Here is a 15,609-nt window from a genome sequence, read left to right on the forward strand (position 1 = left end):
GGAGCTCACGCTCACCGCGTACGACGGCTACTGGGGAGGCTGGACGGGCCCGCACTACCGCACGGTCAAGTACCGCGTCGTGCCCGACCCCGACCTCGCCGGCTCCCGTACGGTCGGCACCGCGCCGATGTTCGTCAGGCCGCGCTGGCCGGTGCCGCCGGTCTGGCCGCTGCCGCTCGGCGACCGTGACCCGCTGACCAGCACCGGGCTGTTCCCCGCCGAGCTGCTCAAGCCGCCGTCGCCGTCCCGGGTGCCGCCGCACGAGGCCACGACCGAGCCGATGCCGACGGTGGGCGACCCGTTCGCCCCGACCGACCGTGCCCGGCCGGGCACGGGGCTCCCGCGGCCGTGGCAGGCGTTCACCTCCGCCCGCGACCAGGGGCTCGTCACGCGGGGACAGCCGCGGACCGGGGACTCCGGGGAACGGCCGGCCCTCCGGCCGAACGGCGGTCCAGGGGGCGGTCCGGGCGGTGACGTGTTCGCCACGGGAGACGTGTTCCCGGTGCCCCGCGCCGCCCATACGGGCGTCCTGGCCGGGCCGGTGGCGGGTGACGTGCTGGACGACGAGCCGGCCACGCAGGAGATGCCCGCGATCCGGGCCGGTGACGTGCTCGTCCACAAGACGCCCGACTCCCCGGGCGCGACCGGGGGGAGCGGCGCGCCCGGCAGCCTGTTCGCCCGGCGCGACCGGCCGGCCGAGCCGGTCTACCGGCTCCCGCTCCCGGCGGACGGCGACAAGCCCACGCCCGTGACCGCGTCGGCGTCGGCGTCGGCGTCGGCGTCCACGACGACCTCGTCCCCCACCGCGACGGAGCCCGCGAGCGGGGACGAGGCCCATGACGCCGGTGCCGCCGCCGCCAAGCCGCCGAAGCCCCGCAGGGACGCCCCGCCCAAGCCGCTGCGCTCGGGCAGGGACGCCCCGCCCAGGCCGCCGCGCTCCGGCAAGGGCGCGCCGCGCAAGGGACGGCCGCGCCCGCGCCGGCACCACGACTGGGCGTGGGAGCTGATCGGGTTCCTGATCTGCGTGGCGATCGCGATGATCGTGTTCTTCTCGGTCCCCGCCATGCTCAGTCCCTGACGGTCACCGGCCCCCGGGCGGGACGGGGCGGTCAGCCGGCGGAGAGGATCAGGCCGCTGGTAGGCACGCCCGTCCCGGCCGTCACCAGGACGTGCTCCACCTCGGGCACCTGGTTGGCCGACGTGCCGCGGATCTGGCGCACGGCCTCGGCGATGCCGTTCATACCGTGGATGTACGCCTCGCCGAGCTGGCCGCCGTGCGGGTTGACCGGGAGCCGGCCGCCCAGCTCGATGCCGCCGTCGCGCAGGAACCCGGCGGCCTCGCCCCGGCCGCAGAACCCCAGCTCCTCCAGCTGCGCGAGGACGAACGGGGTGAAGTGGTCGTACAGGATGGCGGTCTGCACGTCCTGCGGAGTGAGCCCGGACGCCTCCCACAACTGGCGGCCGACGACGGACATCTCGGGCAGGCCGGTCATGTCATCCCGGTAGTAGCTGGTCATCATCAGCTGCCCCTCCCCCGCCCCCTGCGCGGCGGCCGTGACCACGGCGGGAGAGCGCCGCAGGTCCCGCGCCCGCTCGGCGGAGGTGACGACCAGGGCCACCGCCCCGTCGCTCTCCTGGCAGCAGTCGAACAACCGCAGCGGCTCCACGATCCAGCGCGACGCCTGGTGCTCCTCCAGCGTGATGGGCCGCTGGTAGAACCAGGCGGCCGGGTTCGTGGCGGCGTGGCGGCGCATCGCCACCGCGACCCGGCCGAAGTCCTCGGACGTGGCGCCGTAGGCATGCATGTACCGCCGGGCGAACATCGCCACCCACGCCGCCGGTGTCATCAGCCCGAACGGCACGTGCCAGCTCATCTCCAGCCCCTGCGACGTCGGCTGGCCGCCCAGCCGCGCGTCGGGCTGCCCGAAGCGCCGGCCCGACCGCTCGTTGAAGGCCCGGTAGCAGACGACCGTGCGGGCCATGCCGGTGGCGACGGCCATGGCGGCGTGCGCCACCGTCCCGCAGGCCGCGCCGCCGCCGTACTCGACCCGGGAGAAGAACGTCAGGTCGCCCGCCCCGATCTCCCGGGCCACGGCGATCTCCTGGTTGGTGTCCTGGGTGAAGGTCACCATCCCGTCCACCTCGGACGGGTCGAGGCCGGCGTCGTCCAGCGCCGCGAACACGGCCTCGGCGGCCAGCCGGAGCTCCGACCGGCCGGAGTCCTTGCTGAACTCGGTGGCGCCGATGCCCGCGATGGCGGCTCGCGATCCCAACACGTACTGGCTCCTCATGGTTCTTCGGGCAAGGACCCGCGCTCGGGCAGAAGGGCGCCGTCGGGGAGGAGGGCGCCCTAGGGAAGAAGGGTGCTCTAGGGGAGAAAGGTGAAGGTGACGGTGGCGGTGGCGTGGTCGCCGAGGCTGACCTTGCCGCGCACCTCGACCGTGTAGTCGGACCCGTCCCGCGTGACGATCGTGCCGTTGAAGCTCAGGCGGTCGCCCGCGTACGCGGGCACGCCGAGCTTGACGTTGATGCGCCTGATGATCGCCTCGGGCCCCGTCCAGTCGGTGACGTACCGCTCGACCAGGCCCATCGTGGTCAGGATGTTGAGGAAGATGTCCTTGGAGCCCTGCGCGCGCGCACCGCCGACGTCGTGGTGGACCGGGGTGAAGTCCATGGTGGCCAGGGCGGTGGAGATGACCACCGTGGGCGTGAGGTCGATCGACAGCTCGGGCAGGACCGCGCCGATCTCGATCTGGTCTTCGGTCAGCGTCCGCATCACGACTCCCGTGGCGCCCACATAGGAAGGATCAGTTCGTCGTCCATTGCCCGATAGGTCGCGCGCAACTTCATACCGATACCCACCGTGTCAGGCGGGCAGTCCATGACATTGCCCACAATCCTCACCCCTTCCGGCAGTTCCACCACGGCCACCACGAAAGGCGTCTCGCGTCCCGGGACCGGCGGGTGGTGGTGGACGACGTAGCTGAAGACCGTGCCCTCGCCCCGGGCCACGACGTACGACCGGTTGGCCGATCGGCAGGCCGGGCAGACGGGGCCGGGCGGGTGCCGGAGCCGGCCGCAGTCGGCGCAGGTCTGGATGCGCAGCTCGCCGTCCCGCACGCCGTCCCAGAAGAACGCGGTGTCCCGGTTCCGCGCGGGTCTCAGCGGGTACGGCTCGCGCCCCGCCGGCTCCGGTCGCACGGCGGATGGCGGGCCCTCCCGTCGCCGGTGGGGCCGGAACTTGAGCACCCGGAACATCATCTCGGCGACCGGCTCGTCCCCCTCGCCGTACCAGGTGACGTTCCACGTGGCGAAGTACCCCTCGCCGAGCGCGGTGCGCTTGGGGCCGGTCAGGCCCGAGAAACGGGTGGCCGGCGTGAGCCGCTCGCCCACGCGCGCGTGGCGGTGGTGGGTCTGCTCGCAGTTGGTCGCCACCACGCCCGTGTAGCCCTCGGCGTCCAGCGCGGCCAGCATGTCGTCCACCGGCGAGCGGTCCTTGGCGTCGCGCCGGACGCCGGGCATCGTCCAGACCTGGGCCATCGCCGGCGGGGCGATGCCCTTGTCGAGGTACGTCCGGTTGGTGTCGCCCATCGCGTCGAGCCAGTGCCTGATCATCGGCAGGTTGACGGGGTCGGCGGCCGGGGTGCCGCGCACCTCCCCCAGCGCGGCCTGCTTGTCCGCGAGCGCCCGCAGCTCCGGCTCGCTCATCCGGGTGGTCCCGGTCATCGGGGCGGCCTCGGCAGGTTCAGGCCGAGCATGGCGATCAGCTCCCGCTGCACCTCGTTGACGCCGCCGCCGAAGGTCAGCACGACGGCGCCCTTGACGCCGTGGTCCACGCGTTCGAGCAGCTCGGCGGTCTCCGGGTCGGACGGGTCGCCGTAGCGGGCGAGCACGTCGCCGACCAGCCGGCCGACCTCCTGCATCCGCTCCGAGCCGTAGACCTTGGTGGCGGAGGCGTCGGGCGCCCCCAGCCAGCCGAGGTCCATGTTGGCGGCCACCTGCCAGTTGAGCAGCTCGTTGGTACGGAAGTAGGCGCGCACCCGGCCGAGCGCCCGGCGCACGTCCGGCTCGCCGGCCAGCCCCGTACGGCGCGCCCAGGCCAGGAACCGGTCGTAGGTCTGGCCGAGGTTGCCGGCCGGCCCCAACGTGACCCGCTCGTGGTTGAGCTGGTTGACGATGAGGTCCCAGCCCTTGTCCACCTCGCCGACGACCATGTCCACCGGGACGCGGACGTCGGAGTAGTACGTGGCGTTGGTGTGGTGGCGGCCGTCCATGGTGACGATCGGCGTCCACGAGTAACCCGGGTCGGCCGTGGAGGCGATCATCATGGTGATGCCCTTGTGCTTCTTCGCCCCGGGGTTCGTGCGGGCGGCCAGCCAGATGTACTGCGCGTAGTGGGCGCCGCTGGTGAAGATCTTCTGGCCGTTGACGACGTAGTGGTCGCCGTCGAGGACCGCGGTGGTGCGCAGCGAGGCCAGGTCCGTGCCCGCCTCGGGCTCGCTGTAGCCGATGGCGAAGTGGCACTCCCCGGCCAGGATGCGGGGCAGGAAGAACTCCTTCTGCTCGGGCGTGCCGTACTGCATCAGCGTGGGCCCGACGGTCTGCAGCGTGATGATCGGGTACGGCACGCCGGCGCGGGCGATCTCGTTGGCGAAGATCTGCTGCTCGACGGGGCCGAAGCCGCCTCCGCCGTACTCCTTCGGCCAGCCGAGGCCGAGCTTGCCGTCGCGGCCGAGGCGGCGGCAGTGCTCCATGTACGTCTCGCCGAACGGGTCGTCGGCGATCTTGCGGCGTTCGTCGTCGGTGAGACAGTGACGGAAGTACTCGCGCAGCTCGTCGCGGAGCCCGCGCTGGTCCGGGGTCAGGTCGATGAGCATCAGGCGAGCGCTCCGATCAGGTCGAGCTGGGCGTCCTGGCCGCCGAGCAGGAACGACAGGTGCTTGGCTTGGGCGAAGTAGCGGTGCAGCGGGTAGGTCACGTCGAGGCCGAGGCCGCCGTGCAGGTGCTGGCAGGTGTAGAGCGCCCTGAACGCCTCGCCGACGTGGAAGGCGGCCAGCGCCACGTCCTCCTCGGCCGGCAGGCCCTCGCCCAGCCGCCAGACGGCCGACCACATGGCCACGTCCAGCGCCCGCCCGGCGATGTAGACGTCGGCGATCTGCATCGTCACGGCCTGGAACTGCGCCAGCGCCCGGTCGAACTGCCGGCGCGTCCTGATGTAGCCGGTGGTCAGCTCCAGCGCCCCGGCGAGCACGCCGCTCGCCTGGGCGGCCACGGCGGCGGTGAGGACGTGCCGCAGGCCGTCCACGGCCTCGGGCCCGGCGACCCGCTCCGCGGGGGTCCGGTCGAGGACGACGGTGGCGGCGGGCTCCCCGGTGGAGGCGAACTCGGGCCTCGACTCGGGCTCCGAGACCAGGAACACCCCTGCGTCGGCGGTGACCAGGACGTCGGACTCCGGGTACGGGACGCCGGTCTTCCTGCCGGTCAGCACCCAGCCGTCGCCGGTCCGGTCCGCGGTGGTCGCGGGCGGGTCGGCCGGGACCCGGCCGGGCTCCCTGAGCGCGATGGTGGCGGAGCGCTCCTGCTGGGGGCGGGTGCCGTGCCGGCTGAGGAACAGCGAGGCGGCCAGGGCCGGCAACGCGGGCACCGACGCGGCGCGGGCACCCACCTCACGCAGCACCACGGCCATCTCGACGGGGCCGAGCCCCGCGCCACCGGCCTCCTCGGGCAGGCAGACGCCGAGCAGCCCGGCCTCGCGCAGCCGCCGCCCGGGTTCGTCCTTCGTGAGCAGCTCGGCGGTCAGCTCGCGCAGGTCGCGCTGGGTGTCGTCCAGGCCGAAGTCCATCATTCCTCCCGTAGGTGTGCCAGCAGGTGTGCGCGGCCGTTCCTGGCGAAGTCGTCCTCGATGGCCTTGACGTCGTCCTCCTCCAGCCGCCGCCACCCGTCCCGGGCGGGTGACGGCCCGGGGGGACGCCACCAGACGGGGTCGGCCGTGCGCCAGGCGTCGCGGGCGAGCAGGCGCTTGACGACCTTGTGCGAGGCGGTCTGCGGCAGGGCCAGCGCGATGCGGACGTAGCGGGGCACGGCCTTGCGGCCGACGTCGGGCCGGGCGGCGAGGAAGGAGGCGAACGCGGCCGGGGAGAACGGCTCGGCCATGACCAGCGCCGCCATCGGCTGGTCGCCGGCCGCCGCGTCGGGCACCGGGTACACCGCCGCCTCCACCACGCCGGGGAACTCCCGCAGGGCCGCCTCGATCGGGGCCACCGCCAGGTTCTCACCGTCCACGCGCAGCCGCTCGGTGCCGCGGCCGGCGAAGAACACGTGGCCGCGCGCGTCGGCGTAGGCGAGGTCACCCGACCAGAACGCGCCGTCGCGCAGCCGCTCGGCGTCCGCCTCGGGGTCGTTGTAGTAGCCGTCGAACAGGCCCGCGCCGGCCACGTTGACCAGCTCGCCGATGGCCTCGTCCGGGTTGAGCAGCCGGCCGTCCTCGACGCGCGCCGGGGGGCAGCGGGCGCCGGTGAACGGGTCGCGGATCTCGACGTCGTCCGGCAGCCGGCCGAGCGACCCCGGCGGGGCGGCCGGGTCCGGGGTGAGGGAGATCGCGGTCTCCGTGGACCCGAACGCGTCGATCACCCGGCAGCCGAACCGCTCGCCGAAGCGCCTGGTCGCCGTGGCGCTGCCCTCGTTGCCGAAGGCCAGGCGGAGCGGGTTGCCGGCGTCGTCGGGGCGGTCCGGGGTGGCGAGGACGTACGACAGGGCCTTGCCGACGTAGTGCAGGTACGTGCAGCCGTACCGCCTGACGTCGGGCAGCAGGCCGGAGGCCGAGAACCTGCGCCGCAACGCCAGCGCGGCGCCCGACGCGACGGCCGGGGCGTAGGCGGCCATGAGGGCGCCGGAGTGGAACAGCGGCATCGAGCAGTAGACGACGTCGTCAGGGGTGAGCAGGGCGCCCAGGCTGCGGCCGGGGACGGCGAGCTTGCGCTGGGTGATCCGCACGGCCCGGGGACGCCCGGAGGTGCCGGAGGTGAAGATCAGCATCACCAGGTCGCCGGGCCCGGGCCCCGCCACCTCCGCGCCCGCGGTCGGCTCCGTGGGGGCGGAATCGGCCGCGAGCGTCGAGAAGGGGGCGCGGGGCACGCCGAGGTCGCGGGCCAGCCGGGTGGCGGACTCCTCGTACGGCTCGTCGTACAGGAGCAGGGCGACGTGGGTCGCCGCGGCGTCGCGGGACAGCTCGGCGGGCGAGCGCGTGGGGTTCAGCGCGACCACCACGGACCCGCCCAGGGCGGCTGCGCCCACGAGGAACAGCAGCTCGGGCACGTTGTCGCAGAGCACGCCGACGTGCGGCCGGCCGGCGGCGCGGGCCGCGCGCCAGGAGGGGACGGTACGGGTGCCGAGCCAGCCGGCGGCGGCCCGGCAGGCCGCCACGTGCTCACGCCAGGACCACTCCCGGCCCTCGAAGAGCAGGCCGGGACGGTCGTCGCCGGCCCGAGCCAGGAGCAGGGCGGCGAGCGTGTCCGCGGGCATCGCGCCTCCAACAAGCGCTCGGTCAAACGATCCGCAAACTAGAACAGATTCTAGTATTTGTCCAGCGCCCGCACACCCCCAGAAGTCCCGATATATGCGTGTAACGCCGTGGACATGGGCCTATACAGGGTTCTTTGTGACTCGTCAGTAACAAGCCGTGCCAGGAAGAAATCAGATAACGTGTTCTTATGCGTACTCCGCACGCGGCCGTCACCGCGCCCTCCGTCGACACCGAGGGGACCATGGTGAGCCATCCCACGCCTGGCGGGCCCACTGCCGAGGGACAGGGTGCCGATGCACAGGGCGCCGGTGGACAGGGTGCCGGTGGGCAAGGTGCCGGTGGGCACAGTGTCCGCACGCGCAGCCAGCACCAGCGCCGCAAGCGGATCGTCCAGGCCGCCGCCGCCCTCGCCTCGCGCGGCGGCGTCGAGGCCATGCAGATGCGCACCGTCGCCGAGCGGGCCGGCGTCGCGCTCGGCACCCTGTACCGCTACTTCCCGTCCAAGATGGATCTGGTCGTCGCGGTGGTCGGCGAGGAGATCGACCTGCTGGAGAGCAGCATCGAGCGCCGCCCGCCGAGCGCGTCAACCCCGGCGGGGCGGGCCGTGGACGTGCTGATGCGCGCCACGCGCGGCCTCATGCGCGAGCCGGAGCTGGCCGACGCGCTGATCCGCTCACTCATCCTGGCCGAGGTCGAGACGCCGTTCGGCGACCGCATGACCGGCCTGCTGCTGCGGGTCTCGGCCGCGGGGCTGACCCGCGACCAGGCCACCGAGGAGCAGGTCGCCCTGGCCGGCTCGCTGTCCAGCATCTGGGTCCAGGAGCTGCTGGAGATGCTGCGCGGCCGGCGCACCTACGACCAGATCCAGCGCCGCATCGAGATCGCCGCCGACCGCCTCCTCACCGGCATCGCCTGACCCGCCGACGTGAGCGGCCGGGCCCGACCGGGCTCAGGCCCCCGCCGGCTCCTCGCGTGTGGCGCGGAACGTGCGGCGGTAGGCGTGCGGCGAGACGCCCAGCGCGGCGTGCAGATGCCGCCGGAACGACGCCGCCGTGCCGAAGCCCGCGCGGTCCGCCACCCCGTCCATCGGCAGGTCGCTCGTCTCCAGCAGGCGGCGGGCCAGCTCGATCCGTTGCCGCGTGAGCCACTGCCCCGGGCTCGTCCCCACCTCGTCACGGAAGCGCCGGGTGAACGTGCGCCTGCTCATGCCCGCGTGCCGGGCCAGGTCGGCGAGCTGGAGAGGCTCGCCGAGACGGCTCAGCGCCCACGCCCGGGTCGGCGCCGTGCCGGCGGTGGACGGCTCCGGCACCGGGTGCTCGATGTACTGCGCCTGGCCGCCGTCGCGCCAGGGCGGGACGACGCAGCTGCGCGCCACCTGGTTGGCGACCTCGCTGCCGTGGTCGCGGCGCAGCAGGTGCAGGCAGAGGTCCACGCCGGAGGACGCTCCGGCGGAGGTGAGCACGTCGCCGTCGTCCACGAACAGCACCCCGGCGTCCATCCGCACCCGAGGGAAGGTCGCGGCGAAGCGCTCGGCGTGCTTCCAGTGGGTGGTGGCCGGGCGGTCGTCCAGCAGCCCGGCGGCGGCCAGGACGAAGGTGGCCACGCAGATCGACACCGTCCGCGCGCCGGGCCGTACCCGGGAGAGGGCTTCGAGCAGGCCGGGCGGCAGGTCGTCCGGGCCCGTGACGGCCGAGTGGGAGGACGCGGCGGGCAGCACGACGGTGTCGGCCGTCGCGAGCGCGTCCGCGGCGTGCGCGGCGGCGATGGAGAAGTCGGCGGCCGTGCGCACCGGACCGCCGTCGAGCGTGCAGGTCAGCACCTCGTAGAGCGGCTCACCGGCCGGGCCGCGGGCCGTGGCGAAAATCCTCGACGGGATGCTCAGCTCGAACGGGATGACGCCGTCGAGCGCCAGGACGGCCACACGATGCATGGCCCGATCTTTGCACACCTTGACCCCCGGGCCACTCGCGACCGGAGGCAGCCCGGCAGCACGCTGGACCCATGAAGATGCGAGCGATCAGCCAGGACGCCCTGGGCGGACCCGAGGTGCTGAAGACGGTGGAGCTGGACCGGCCGGAGCCCCGGCCCACGGAGGTGCTGGTACGGGTGCACGCGGCCGGGGTCAACCCGGCCGACTGGAAGACGCGGGCATCGGGCGGACATCTCGGGTCACCGCCGTTCGTGCTGGGCTGGGACGTCTCGGGCGTGGTCGAGGCCGTGGGGCTGGGGACCACGATCCACAAGCCGGGCGACGAGGTGTTCGGGATGCTGCCGTTCCCGTTCGGCAATGGCGCCTATGCCGAGTACGTGACCGCGCCCGCGCGGACCTTCGCCCGCAAGCCCGCGGCCGTCGACCACACGGGGGCCGCCGCGATTCCGCTGGCCGCGCTGACGGCCTGGCAGGCGCTGGTCGACACCGCCGGGACCCGCTCCGGCGACCGGGTGCTCGTGCACGCGGCGGCGGGCGGCGTCGGGCACTTCGCCGTGCAGATCGCCAAGGCGCGCGGCGCGTACGTGATCGGCACGGCCGGCCCCGCCAAGCACGAGTTCCTGCGCGGCCTGGGGGCCGACGAGCTCATCGACTACCGGAGCGAGGACTTCGCCGAGGTGGCGCGGGACGTGGACGTGGTCGTCGACACGATCGGCGGCGAGTACGGCCCGCGGTCGCTGCGGACCCTGCGGCGGGGCGGCGTGATCGTCTCGCTCACGCTGACGCTGATGGACCCGGGACTGCACGCGGCCGCCGCCGAGCGGGGCGTCCGCTCGGAGGCCATGCTGGTGGAGCCGGACCACGCGGCGTTGCGGGCCCTCGCCGCGCTGGTCGACGCCGGGCGGCTGAGTCCCGAGATCGCGGCCGTCATGCCCCTGGCCGACGTGGCCAAGGCCCACGAGCTGGGCGAGTCGGGACGCACCACCGGGAAGATCGTCCTCACGGTCGCGTGACGGCCGCCGGTATGGACCCGCGAGGTCCCGGCGGCTCATCGCGGGTCGTTCCCGCGGACCTGTGCCCGGATTCTGTCGGTGACGGGGCGTATACAGGGGGGATGAGCGACAGGCCATCGACGGAAGACTTCCTCAGGCTGGCCGACCCCATGCGCCGGGAGCTGCTCGCGCACTGCTATCGCATGACGGGATCGGTGCACGACGCCGAGGACCTCGTCCAGGAGACCTACCTGCGCGCCTGGCGCGCCTACGACGGGTTCGAGGGGCGCTCATCCCTGCGCACCTGGCTCTACCGCATCGCCACCACCGTCTGCCTGACCGCGCTGGAGAGCCGGGGGCGACGGCCGCTGCCCACGGGGCTGGGCGCGCCCAGCTCGGAGCCGGCCGCGCCGCTGACCCAGCGGCCGGAGGTGCCGTGGCTGGAGCCGGTCCCCGACGGCATGGTGGGGGCCGGCGCCGACGACCCGGCCGCGATCGTGACCTCGCGCGAGAGCATCCGGCTCGCGCTCATCGCGGCCCTGCAGCACCTGCCGCCCCGGCAGCGGGCCATCCTGGTGCTGCGCGACGTGCTGCGGTGGCGGGCCGCCGAGGTGGCCGAGGCGCTGGAGACCACGACGGCCGCCGTCAACAGCGGTCTCCAACGGGCCCGGGCGCAGCTCAACGACGTGTCGCCGAGCCTCGACGACCCCGCGCCGCCGCTGCCCCACGAGCAGCGGGCGCGGCTCGACCGCTACGTGGCGGCGTTCGAGAGCTACGACGTGGCGGCGATCGTGGAGCTGTTCACCAAGGACGCGGTCTGGGAGATGCCGCCCTACACCGGCTGGTACCAGGGGGCGGAGCAGATCGGACGGCTCATCGCGGTCAACTGCCCGGCGCAGCGGCCGGGCGACCTGCGGCTGGTGCCGATCGCGGCCAACGGCCAGCCGTCCTTCGCGGTGTACTTCCGCCAGGGTGACACCTATCACGCGTTCTCGTTGATGGTGCTGACGCTCGCCGCCGAAGGAATCCGCCACGTGGGGATGTTCTTCGACGTCGGGCTCTTCGACCCGTTCGGGCTTCCGCACTCGTTGCCCGCCCCGGAGCAGGCTTCCGCCGGAAAGTAGAACGAGTTACAGTCTGCTCCGGAGCATCGTTCTGGAGGCGACTGTGGGCACACCTGTGATCGTCGAGGCCGTCCGCACCCCCATCGGCAAGCGCGACGGCTGGCTGTCCGGACTCAAGCCGCAGCAGGTGCTCGCCGCCGCCCTCACCGGGCTGGTCGAGCGCTCCGGCATCGACCCGGCCGCCGTCGGCCAGGTCTTCGCCGGTTGCGTGACCCAGGCGGGCGAGCAGGGCGGCCACGTGGGGCGCTACTCCTGGCTGTACGCGGGCCTGCCGTACCAGACGGGGGTCACCACGGTCGACGCGCAGTGCGGGTCGTCGCAGCAGGCCGTGCACCTCGCGGCGGCGATGATCAGGGCCGGCGTCATCGAGGTGGGCGTGGGGTGCGGCGTCGAGGTCATGAGCCGCGCGCCGCTGGGCAGCAACGTGCTGCCCGCCAAGCCGCGGCCCGACGACTGGAGCATCGACCTGCCGGGCCAGTTCACCGCCGCCGAGCGCATCGCCGCGCGGCGCGGGCTGACCCGGGAGCGGCTCGACTGGCTGGGGGCGCGCTCGCAGCAGCTCGCGGCCAAGGCGTGGGCCGACGGCCGGTTCGAGCGGGAGCTCGTGCCGATCGGCGACGTCCGCAGGGACCAGGGGCTGCGCGAGACCACCACCGAGAGCCTGGCCCGGCTCAAGCCGATCCTGGGCGAGGAGGCCCTGCACACCGCCGGCACCTCGTCGCAGATCTCCGACGGAGCCGCCGCGGTGCTGGTGATGAGCGAGGAGGCGGCCCGCGCGCACGGTCTGCGCCCGAGGGCTCGCATCCTCGCCCAGGCGCTGGTGGGCGCGGAGCCGTACTACCACCTCGACGGGCCGGTGGAGGCGACCGCGAAGGTCCTGGCCATGGCCGGGATGTCGATCGGCGACATCGACCGGTTCGAGGTCAACGAGGCGTTCGCCGCGGTCGTGCTGTCGTGGGCGAGCGTCCACGAGCCGGACTTCGACCGCGTCAACGTCAACGGCGGCGCCATCGCGCTCGGCCACCCGGTGGGCGCCACCGGGGCCCGGCTGCTCACCACGGCGCTGCACGAGCTGGAGCGCTCGGACTCCTCCACGGCCCTGGTGTCGATGTGCGCGGGCGGCGCCCTGGCCACGGCCACCATCCTCGAACGCGTGACCTGATGCCGGACGCGCCGTTCCGTGTCGCCTAGGTGTAAGAAAGACCTTTCCGTCCCCCGTTCCGTCCGCCACACTCGTTCCACGCTCACGCAAGACGGGGGATCAGCCCATGAGAAGCACCCGCCGCAGGCCGTACGCCGAGCAGCGCCCGCAGGACCTCGGTGGCGGGGTGTGGAGCGTGCCGGTGCCGATCCCCGGCAACCCGCTCGGCTACACCCTCGTCTACGCGATCGAGTCGCCCCAGGGCCCGGTCCTGGTCGACGCGGGATGGAACCACCCCGACGCGTGGGAGGCGCTGAGCGGCGGGCTCGCCACGCTGGGCATGGACGTAACCACGGTACGCGGCGTGGTGGTCACGCACTTCCATCCCGACCACGCCGGCCTGGCCGGCCGGGTGCGGGAGGAGTCGGGCGGCTGGATCGCGATGCACGAGGCGGACGCGGCGCTGGTCAGGCTGATCCGCGGAGCGGGCGACGGTGAGCAGCAGGCGTTCCAGGCGGACATGCTCAAGCGGGCCGGAGCCGACGCGGGAGACCTGGAGGCGGTCGCCGCCGAGCGCCCGCCGCCGCCGGCGCAGCCGGACCGGGAGCTGGCCGACGGCGAGCTGATCGACCTGCCGGGCCGCAAGCTGCGGGCCGTCCACACGCCCGGCCACACCCCGGGCCACATCTGCCTGCACCTGGAGGACGCGAACCGGCTGTTCACCGGCGACCACGTCCTGCCCGACATCACCCCGCACATCGGCATCTACCCCTACGACCGTGACGACGTGGACCCGCTGGGCGACTTCCTGGCCTCGCTGGACCGGGTAGGCGAGCTGGGGCTCGTGGACGCCCTCCCCGCACATGAATGGATATTTCCGGATGTGGCGGCGCGAGCGGCCGAGATCCGCCACCATCACGAGGACAAGCTCGCCCGGCTGGCCACGTCGCTGGCCGAGCGCGCGGAGCCGCTGACCATCTGGGAGACCGCCGCGATGATGACCTGGAACCGTCCGTGGGACGCCCTGGGGCCCATGCTGAGGGGCATGGCCGCCGGGGAGGCAGCGGCGCATCTCCGGACGCTGGAGGCCCGGGGCTCCATCAGGCGCGTCCAAGGAGTCGATGCGGTCCGCTTCCAGGCCATAGAATCCTAGACATCCGATGTCTAGGGAGAAAAGCGTGGCGGTCACCGACGCGGCCATCGACAAGATCAAGCAGATGATCCTCTCCGGCGAGCTCACCCCCGGGGACCGGCTTCCCAAGGAGGCCGACCTCGCCGAACGGCTCGGCCTGTCACGCAACTCGCTGCGCGAAGCCGTCCGCGCCCTCGCCCTGATCAACGTCCTGGACGTCCGGCAGGGCGACGGCACGTACGTCACCAGCCTGGAGCCCAGGCTGCTGCTCGACACCATGTCGTTCGTGCTCGACCTGCACCGGGACGACACCGTCCTGCAGTTCTTCGAAGTACGCCGCATCCTGGAGCCGGCCGCCACCGCGATGGCCACCAAGCTCATGACCGACGACGAGATCGACGAGCTGCGGGTGATCCTGGAGTCGCTGCCCGCCGAGCCGACCGTCGAGGAGCTGGTGGCCAACGACCTGGAGTTCCACCAGCGCATCGCCCAGGGGTCGGGCAACACCGTGCTCTGCTCGTTCATCGAGAGCCTGTCCGGGCCGACCACCCGGGCGCGCATCTGGCGCGGCCTGACCCAGGAGGGCGCGATGGAGAAGACCCGCGAGCAGCACACCGCGATCTACGAGGCCATCGCCGCCCGCCAGGCCGACGTGGCCCGCTCCTGGGCCACGGTGCACGTGGCGGGCGTCGAGTCCTGGCTCCGCAAGGCCCTGGACTGACCTTCCAGCCTGGCTACCCGCTGGGCGGACGGCCGGTGAGGCGCCAGAACTGGCGCTTGTTCTCCTCGCGTACCGCGACGCCCAGCCGGGCCAGCTCCAGCCGGAGCTGCTCCGCGTCCTCGCCGTCGCCCTTCTCCAGCGCGCGGGCGCGGGCCCTGAAGTAGGCGTGGGCGGCGTCGGTCAGGTCCGGGAGGCCGTCGGCCCAGCGCCGGAACTCCTCCCGGTGCGGGTCGCCCTCCCGCCAGGGGTAGCCGTGGGCCTGGAAGGCGGCGGCCAGCGGGCCCGGCCGGGGCAGGTCGCCGCCCTGCCGTACGAGCTCCTCGGTGTCGTGGCCGAGCAGCACGAGCTGCTTGGCGTCGAGGAACACCGCGGCGATCGACCCGCGCGGCACCTCCCGCCGGGAACCGCGGTGGGCGACGGCCACCTGCCGGTCGTCCACGACGACCTTCACGGTGTACTCGTCGGCGATCACGGCCAGCACCAGCCCGGCGACGGCGCCGAGGACCACCGCCCCGATCGTGAACGACGTCGGCGGGATCGACCCGACCAGCCGCAGCGGCCCCTCGAACGGGGTCCACGGCAGCGACGCGGCCCACCCGGCGACGTACCGCAGGAGCCAGCCCGCCCCGGCGCCCAGCAACGGGGCCGCGACCCAGATGAGGACGCGCTCCCCCAGGGCGGGCAGGGCCGTCGCGTCCGGCGGGGACGGGGCTCCGGAGGGCATGGGCGGGCTCCTTGTCGGTCGCGTCGGGCTCCGCAGCAACCGTAACCGCGACCGGCGGGGCGCCCTTCATCCGAAAGTATCGGCCGTGCGCGACTTTGGTCGTCAGCGGCGGCCCGTCACGCGCTCGCGCGGCGGCCCGTGCCGGTGCCGGCCGTGCCGGTGCCGGCCGTCCGAGGCGGTGCCCGCCGTACGAGGTGGTGCCGGCCGTACGAGACGGTGCCGGCCGTGCGGGGCTCCGGAGGGCATGGGCGGGCTCCTTGTCGGTCGCGTCGGGCTCCGCAGCAACCGTAACCGCGACCGGCGGGGCGCCCTTCATCCGAAAG

Annotated in this window: 16 protein-coding genes; 7 read left to right on the forward strand and 9 right to left on the reverse strand. The window is 73.6% G+C overall.

All coding sequences use genetic code 11. From position 1 onward, the window contains the following. Positions 1–1,078 (forward strand): hypothetical protein (locus tag ABZS51_RS39635; protein WP_355452606.1); only part of this gene is annotated, 1,078 nt, incomplete at its 5' end. Between the two features lie 31 nt (positions 1,079–1,109). On the opposite strand, the gene ABZS51_RS39640 is transcribed toward ABZS51_RS39635, so the two are convergent. From ABZS51_RS39640 to ABZS51_RS39665, 6 genes are all read right to left on the reverse strand, one after another. Then, positions 1,110–2,273, reverse strand: coding sequence for a lipid-transfer protein (locus ABZS51_RS39640; RefSeq protein ID WP_355452645.1), 1,164 nt, complete (start codon positions 2,271–2,273; stop codon positions 1,110–1,112). 95 nt (positions 2,274–2,368) lie between these two features. Continuing rightward, positions 2,369–2,776, reverse strand: coding sequence for a MaoC/PaaZ C-terminal domain-containing protein (locus ABZS51_RS39645; protein WP_355452608.1), 408 nt, complete (start codon positions 2,774–2,776; stop codon positions 2,369–2,371). After that, entirely contained in the window at positions 2,776–3,726 is a 951-nt protein-coding gene (locus ABZS51_RS39650) for a Zn-ribbon domain-containing OB-fold protein (RefSeq protein WP_355452611.1), read from the reverse strand. The genes ABZS51_RS39645 and ABZS51_RS39650 overlap by 1 nt, the downstream gene beginning before the upstream one ends. Continuing rightward, entirely contained in the window at positions 3,723–4,877 is a 1,155-nt protein-coding gene (locus ABZS51_RS39655) for an acyl-CoA dehydrogenase family protein (protein WP_355452614.1), read from the reverse strand. The genes ABZS51_RS39650 and ABZS51_RS39655 overlap by 4 nt, the downstream gene beginning before the upstream one ends. Further along, complete coding sequence (locus ABZS51_RS39660; protein WP_355452617.1) at positions 4,877–5,842, reverse strand: acyl-CoA dehydrogenase family protein; 966 nt, start codon at positions 5,840–5,842, stop codon at positions 4,877–4,879. The genes ABZS51_RS39655 and ABZS51_RS39660 overlap by 1 nt, the downstream gene beginning before the upstream one ends. Further along, entirely contained in the window at positions 5,842–7,521 is a 1,680-nt protein-coding gene (locus tag ABZS51_RS39665; RefSeq protein ID WP_355452621.1) for an AMP-binding protein, read from the reverse strand. The genes ABZS51_RS39660 and ABZS51_RS39665 overlap by 1 nt, the downstream gene beginning before the upstream one ends. A gap of 188 nt (positions 7,522–7,709) precedes the next feature. On the opposite strand from ABZS51_RS39665, the gene ABZS51_RS39670 reads away from it, so the two are divergent. Further along, positions 7,710–8,438, forward strand: a complete 729-nt coding sequence (locus ABZS51_RS39670; protein WP_355452624.1) for a TetR family transcriptional regulator — start codon at positions 7,710–7,712, stop codon at positions 8,436–8,438. Between the two features lie 33 nt (positions 8,439–8,471). Here the strand turns inward: ABZS51_RS39670 and ABZS51_RS39675 are convergent, their stop codons facing one another. Continuing rightward, positions 8,472–9,452, reverse strand: coding sequence for a helix-turn-helix domain-containing protein (locus ABZS51_RS39675; protein ID WP_355452627.1), 981 nt, complete (start codon positions 9,450–9,452; stop codon positions 8,472–8,474). A 77-nt stretch (positions 9,453–9,529) separates the two neighbouring features. Between ABZS51_RS39675 and ABZS51_RS39680 the strand changes: the two genes are divergently transcribed. The 5 genes from ABZS51_RS39680 to ABZS51_RS39700 all read left to right on the forward strand — a co-directional run bounded on the left by ABZS51_RS39680 (position 9,530) and on the right by ABZS51_RS39700 (position 14,562). Next, complete coding sequence (locus ABZS51_RS39680; protein WP_355452648.1) at positions 9,530–10,465, forward strand: NADP-dependent oxidoreductase; 936 nt, start codon at positions 9,530–9,532, stop codon at positions 10,463–10,465. Positions 10,466–10,566: 101 nt separating this feature from the next. Next, complete coding sequence (locus tag ABZS51_RS39685) at positions 10,567–11,568, forward strand: sigma-70 family RNA polymerase sigma factor (protein ID WP_355452630.1); 1,002 nt, start codon at positions 10,567–10,569, stop codon at positions 11,566–11,568. Between the two features lie 43 nt (positions 11,569–11,611). After that, the gene (locus ABZS51_RS39690; RefSeq protein ID WP_355452633.1) at positions 11,612–12,730 is read left to right on the forward strand and encodes a steroid 3-ketoacyl-CoA thiolase; all 1,119 of its coding nucleotides are present in this window, start codon (positions 11,612–11,614) and stop codon (positions 12,728–12,730) included. A 106-nt stretch (positions 12,731–12,836) separates the two neighbouring features. Continuing rightward, on the forward strand, positions 12,837–13,862 hold the full coding sequence (locus tag ABZS51_RS39695) for an MBL fold metallo-hydrolase (RefSeq protein ID WP_355452636.1): 1,026 nt from the start codon (positions 12,837–12,839) through the stop codon (positions 13,860–13,862). 25 nt (positions 13,863–13,887) lie between these two features. Continuing rightward, the gene (locus ABZS51_RS39700) at positions 13,888–14,562 is read left to right on the forward strand and encodes a FadR/GntR family transcriptional regulator (protein ID WP_310708671.1); all 675 of its coding nucleotides are present in this window, start codon (positions 13,888–13,890) and stop codon (positions 14,560–14,562) included. Between the two features lie 13 nt (positions 14,563–14,575). Here the strand turns inward: ABZS51_RS39700 and ABZS51_RS39705 are convergent, their stop codons facing one another. Both ABZS51_RS39705 and ABZS51_RS39710 read right to left on the reverse strand, forming a co-directional pair. Beyond that, positions 14,576–15,286: a hypothetical protein gene (locus ABZS51_RS39705; RefSeq protein ID WP_355452639.1), complete on the reverse strand. Its 711-nt coding sequence runs from the start codon at positions 15,284–15,286 to the stop codon at positions 14,576–14,578. 102 nt (positions 15,287–15,388) lie between these two features. Beyond that, entirely contained in the window at positions 15,389–15,532 is a 144-nt protein-coding gene (locus tag ABZS51_RS39710; RefSeq protein WP_355452642.1) for a hypothetical protein, read from the reverse strand. Positions 15,533–15,609 lie beyond the last annotated feature (77 nt).

This window comes from Nonomuraea sp. NPDC005501 (genome assembly GCF_040605905.1).
Taxonomy (GTDB): Bacteria; Actinomycetota; Actinomycetes; order Streptosporangiales; family Streptosporangiaceae; genus Nonomuraea.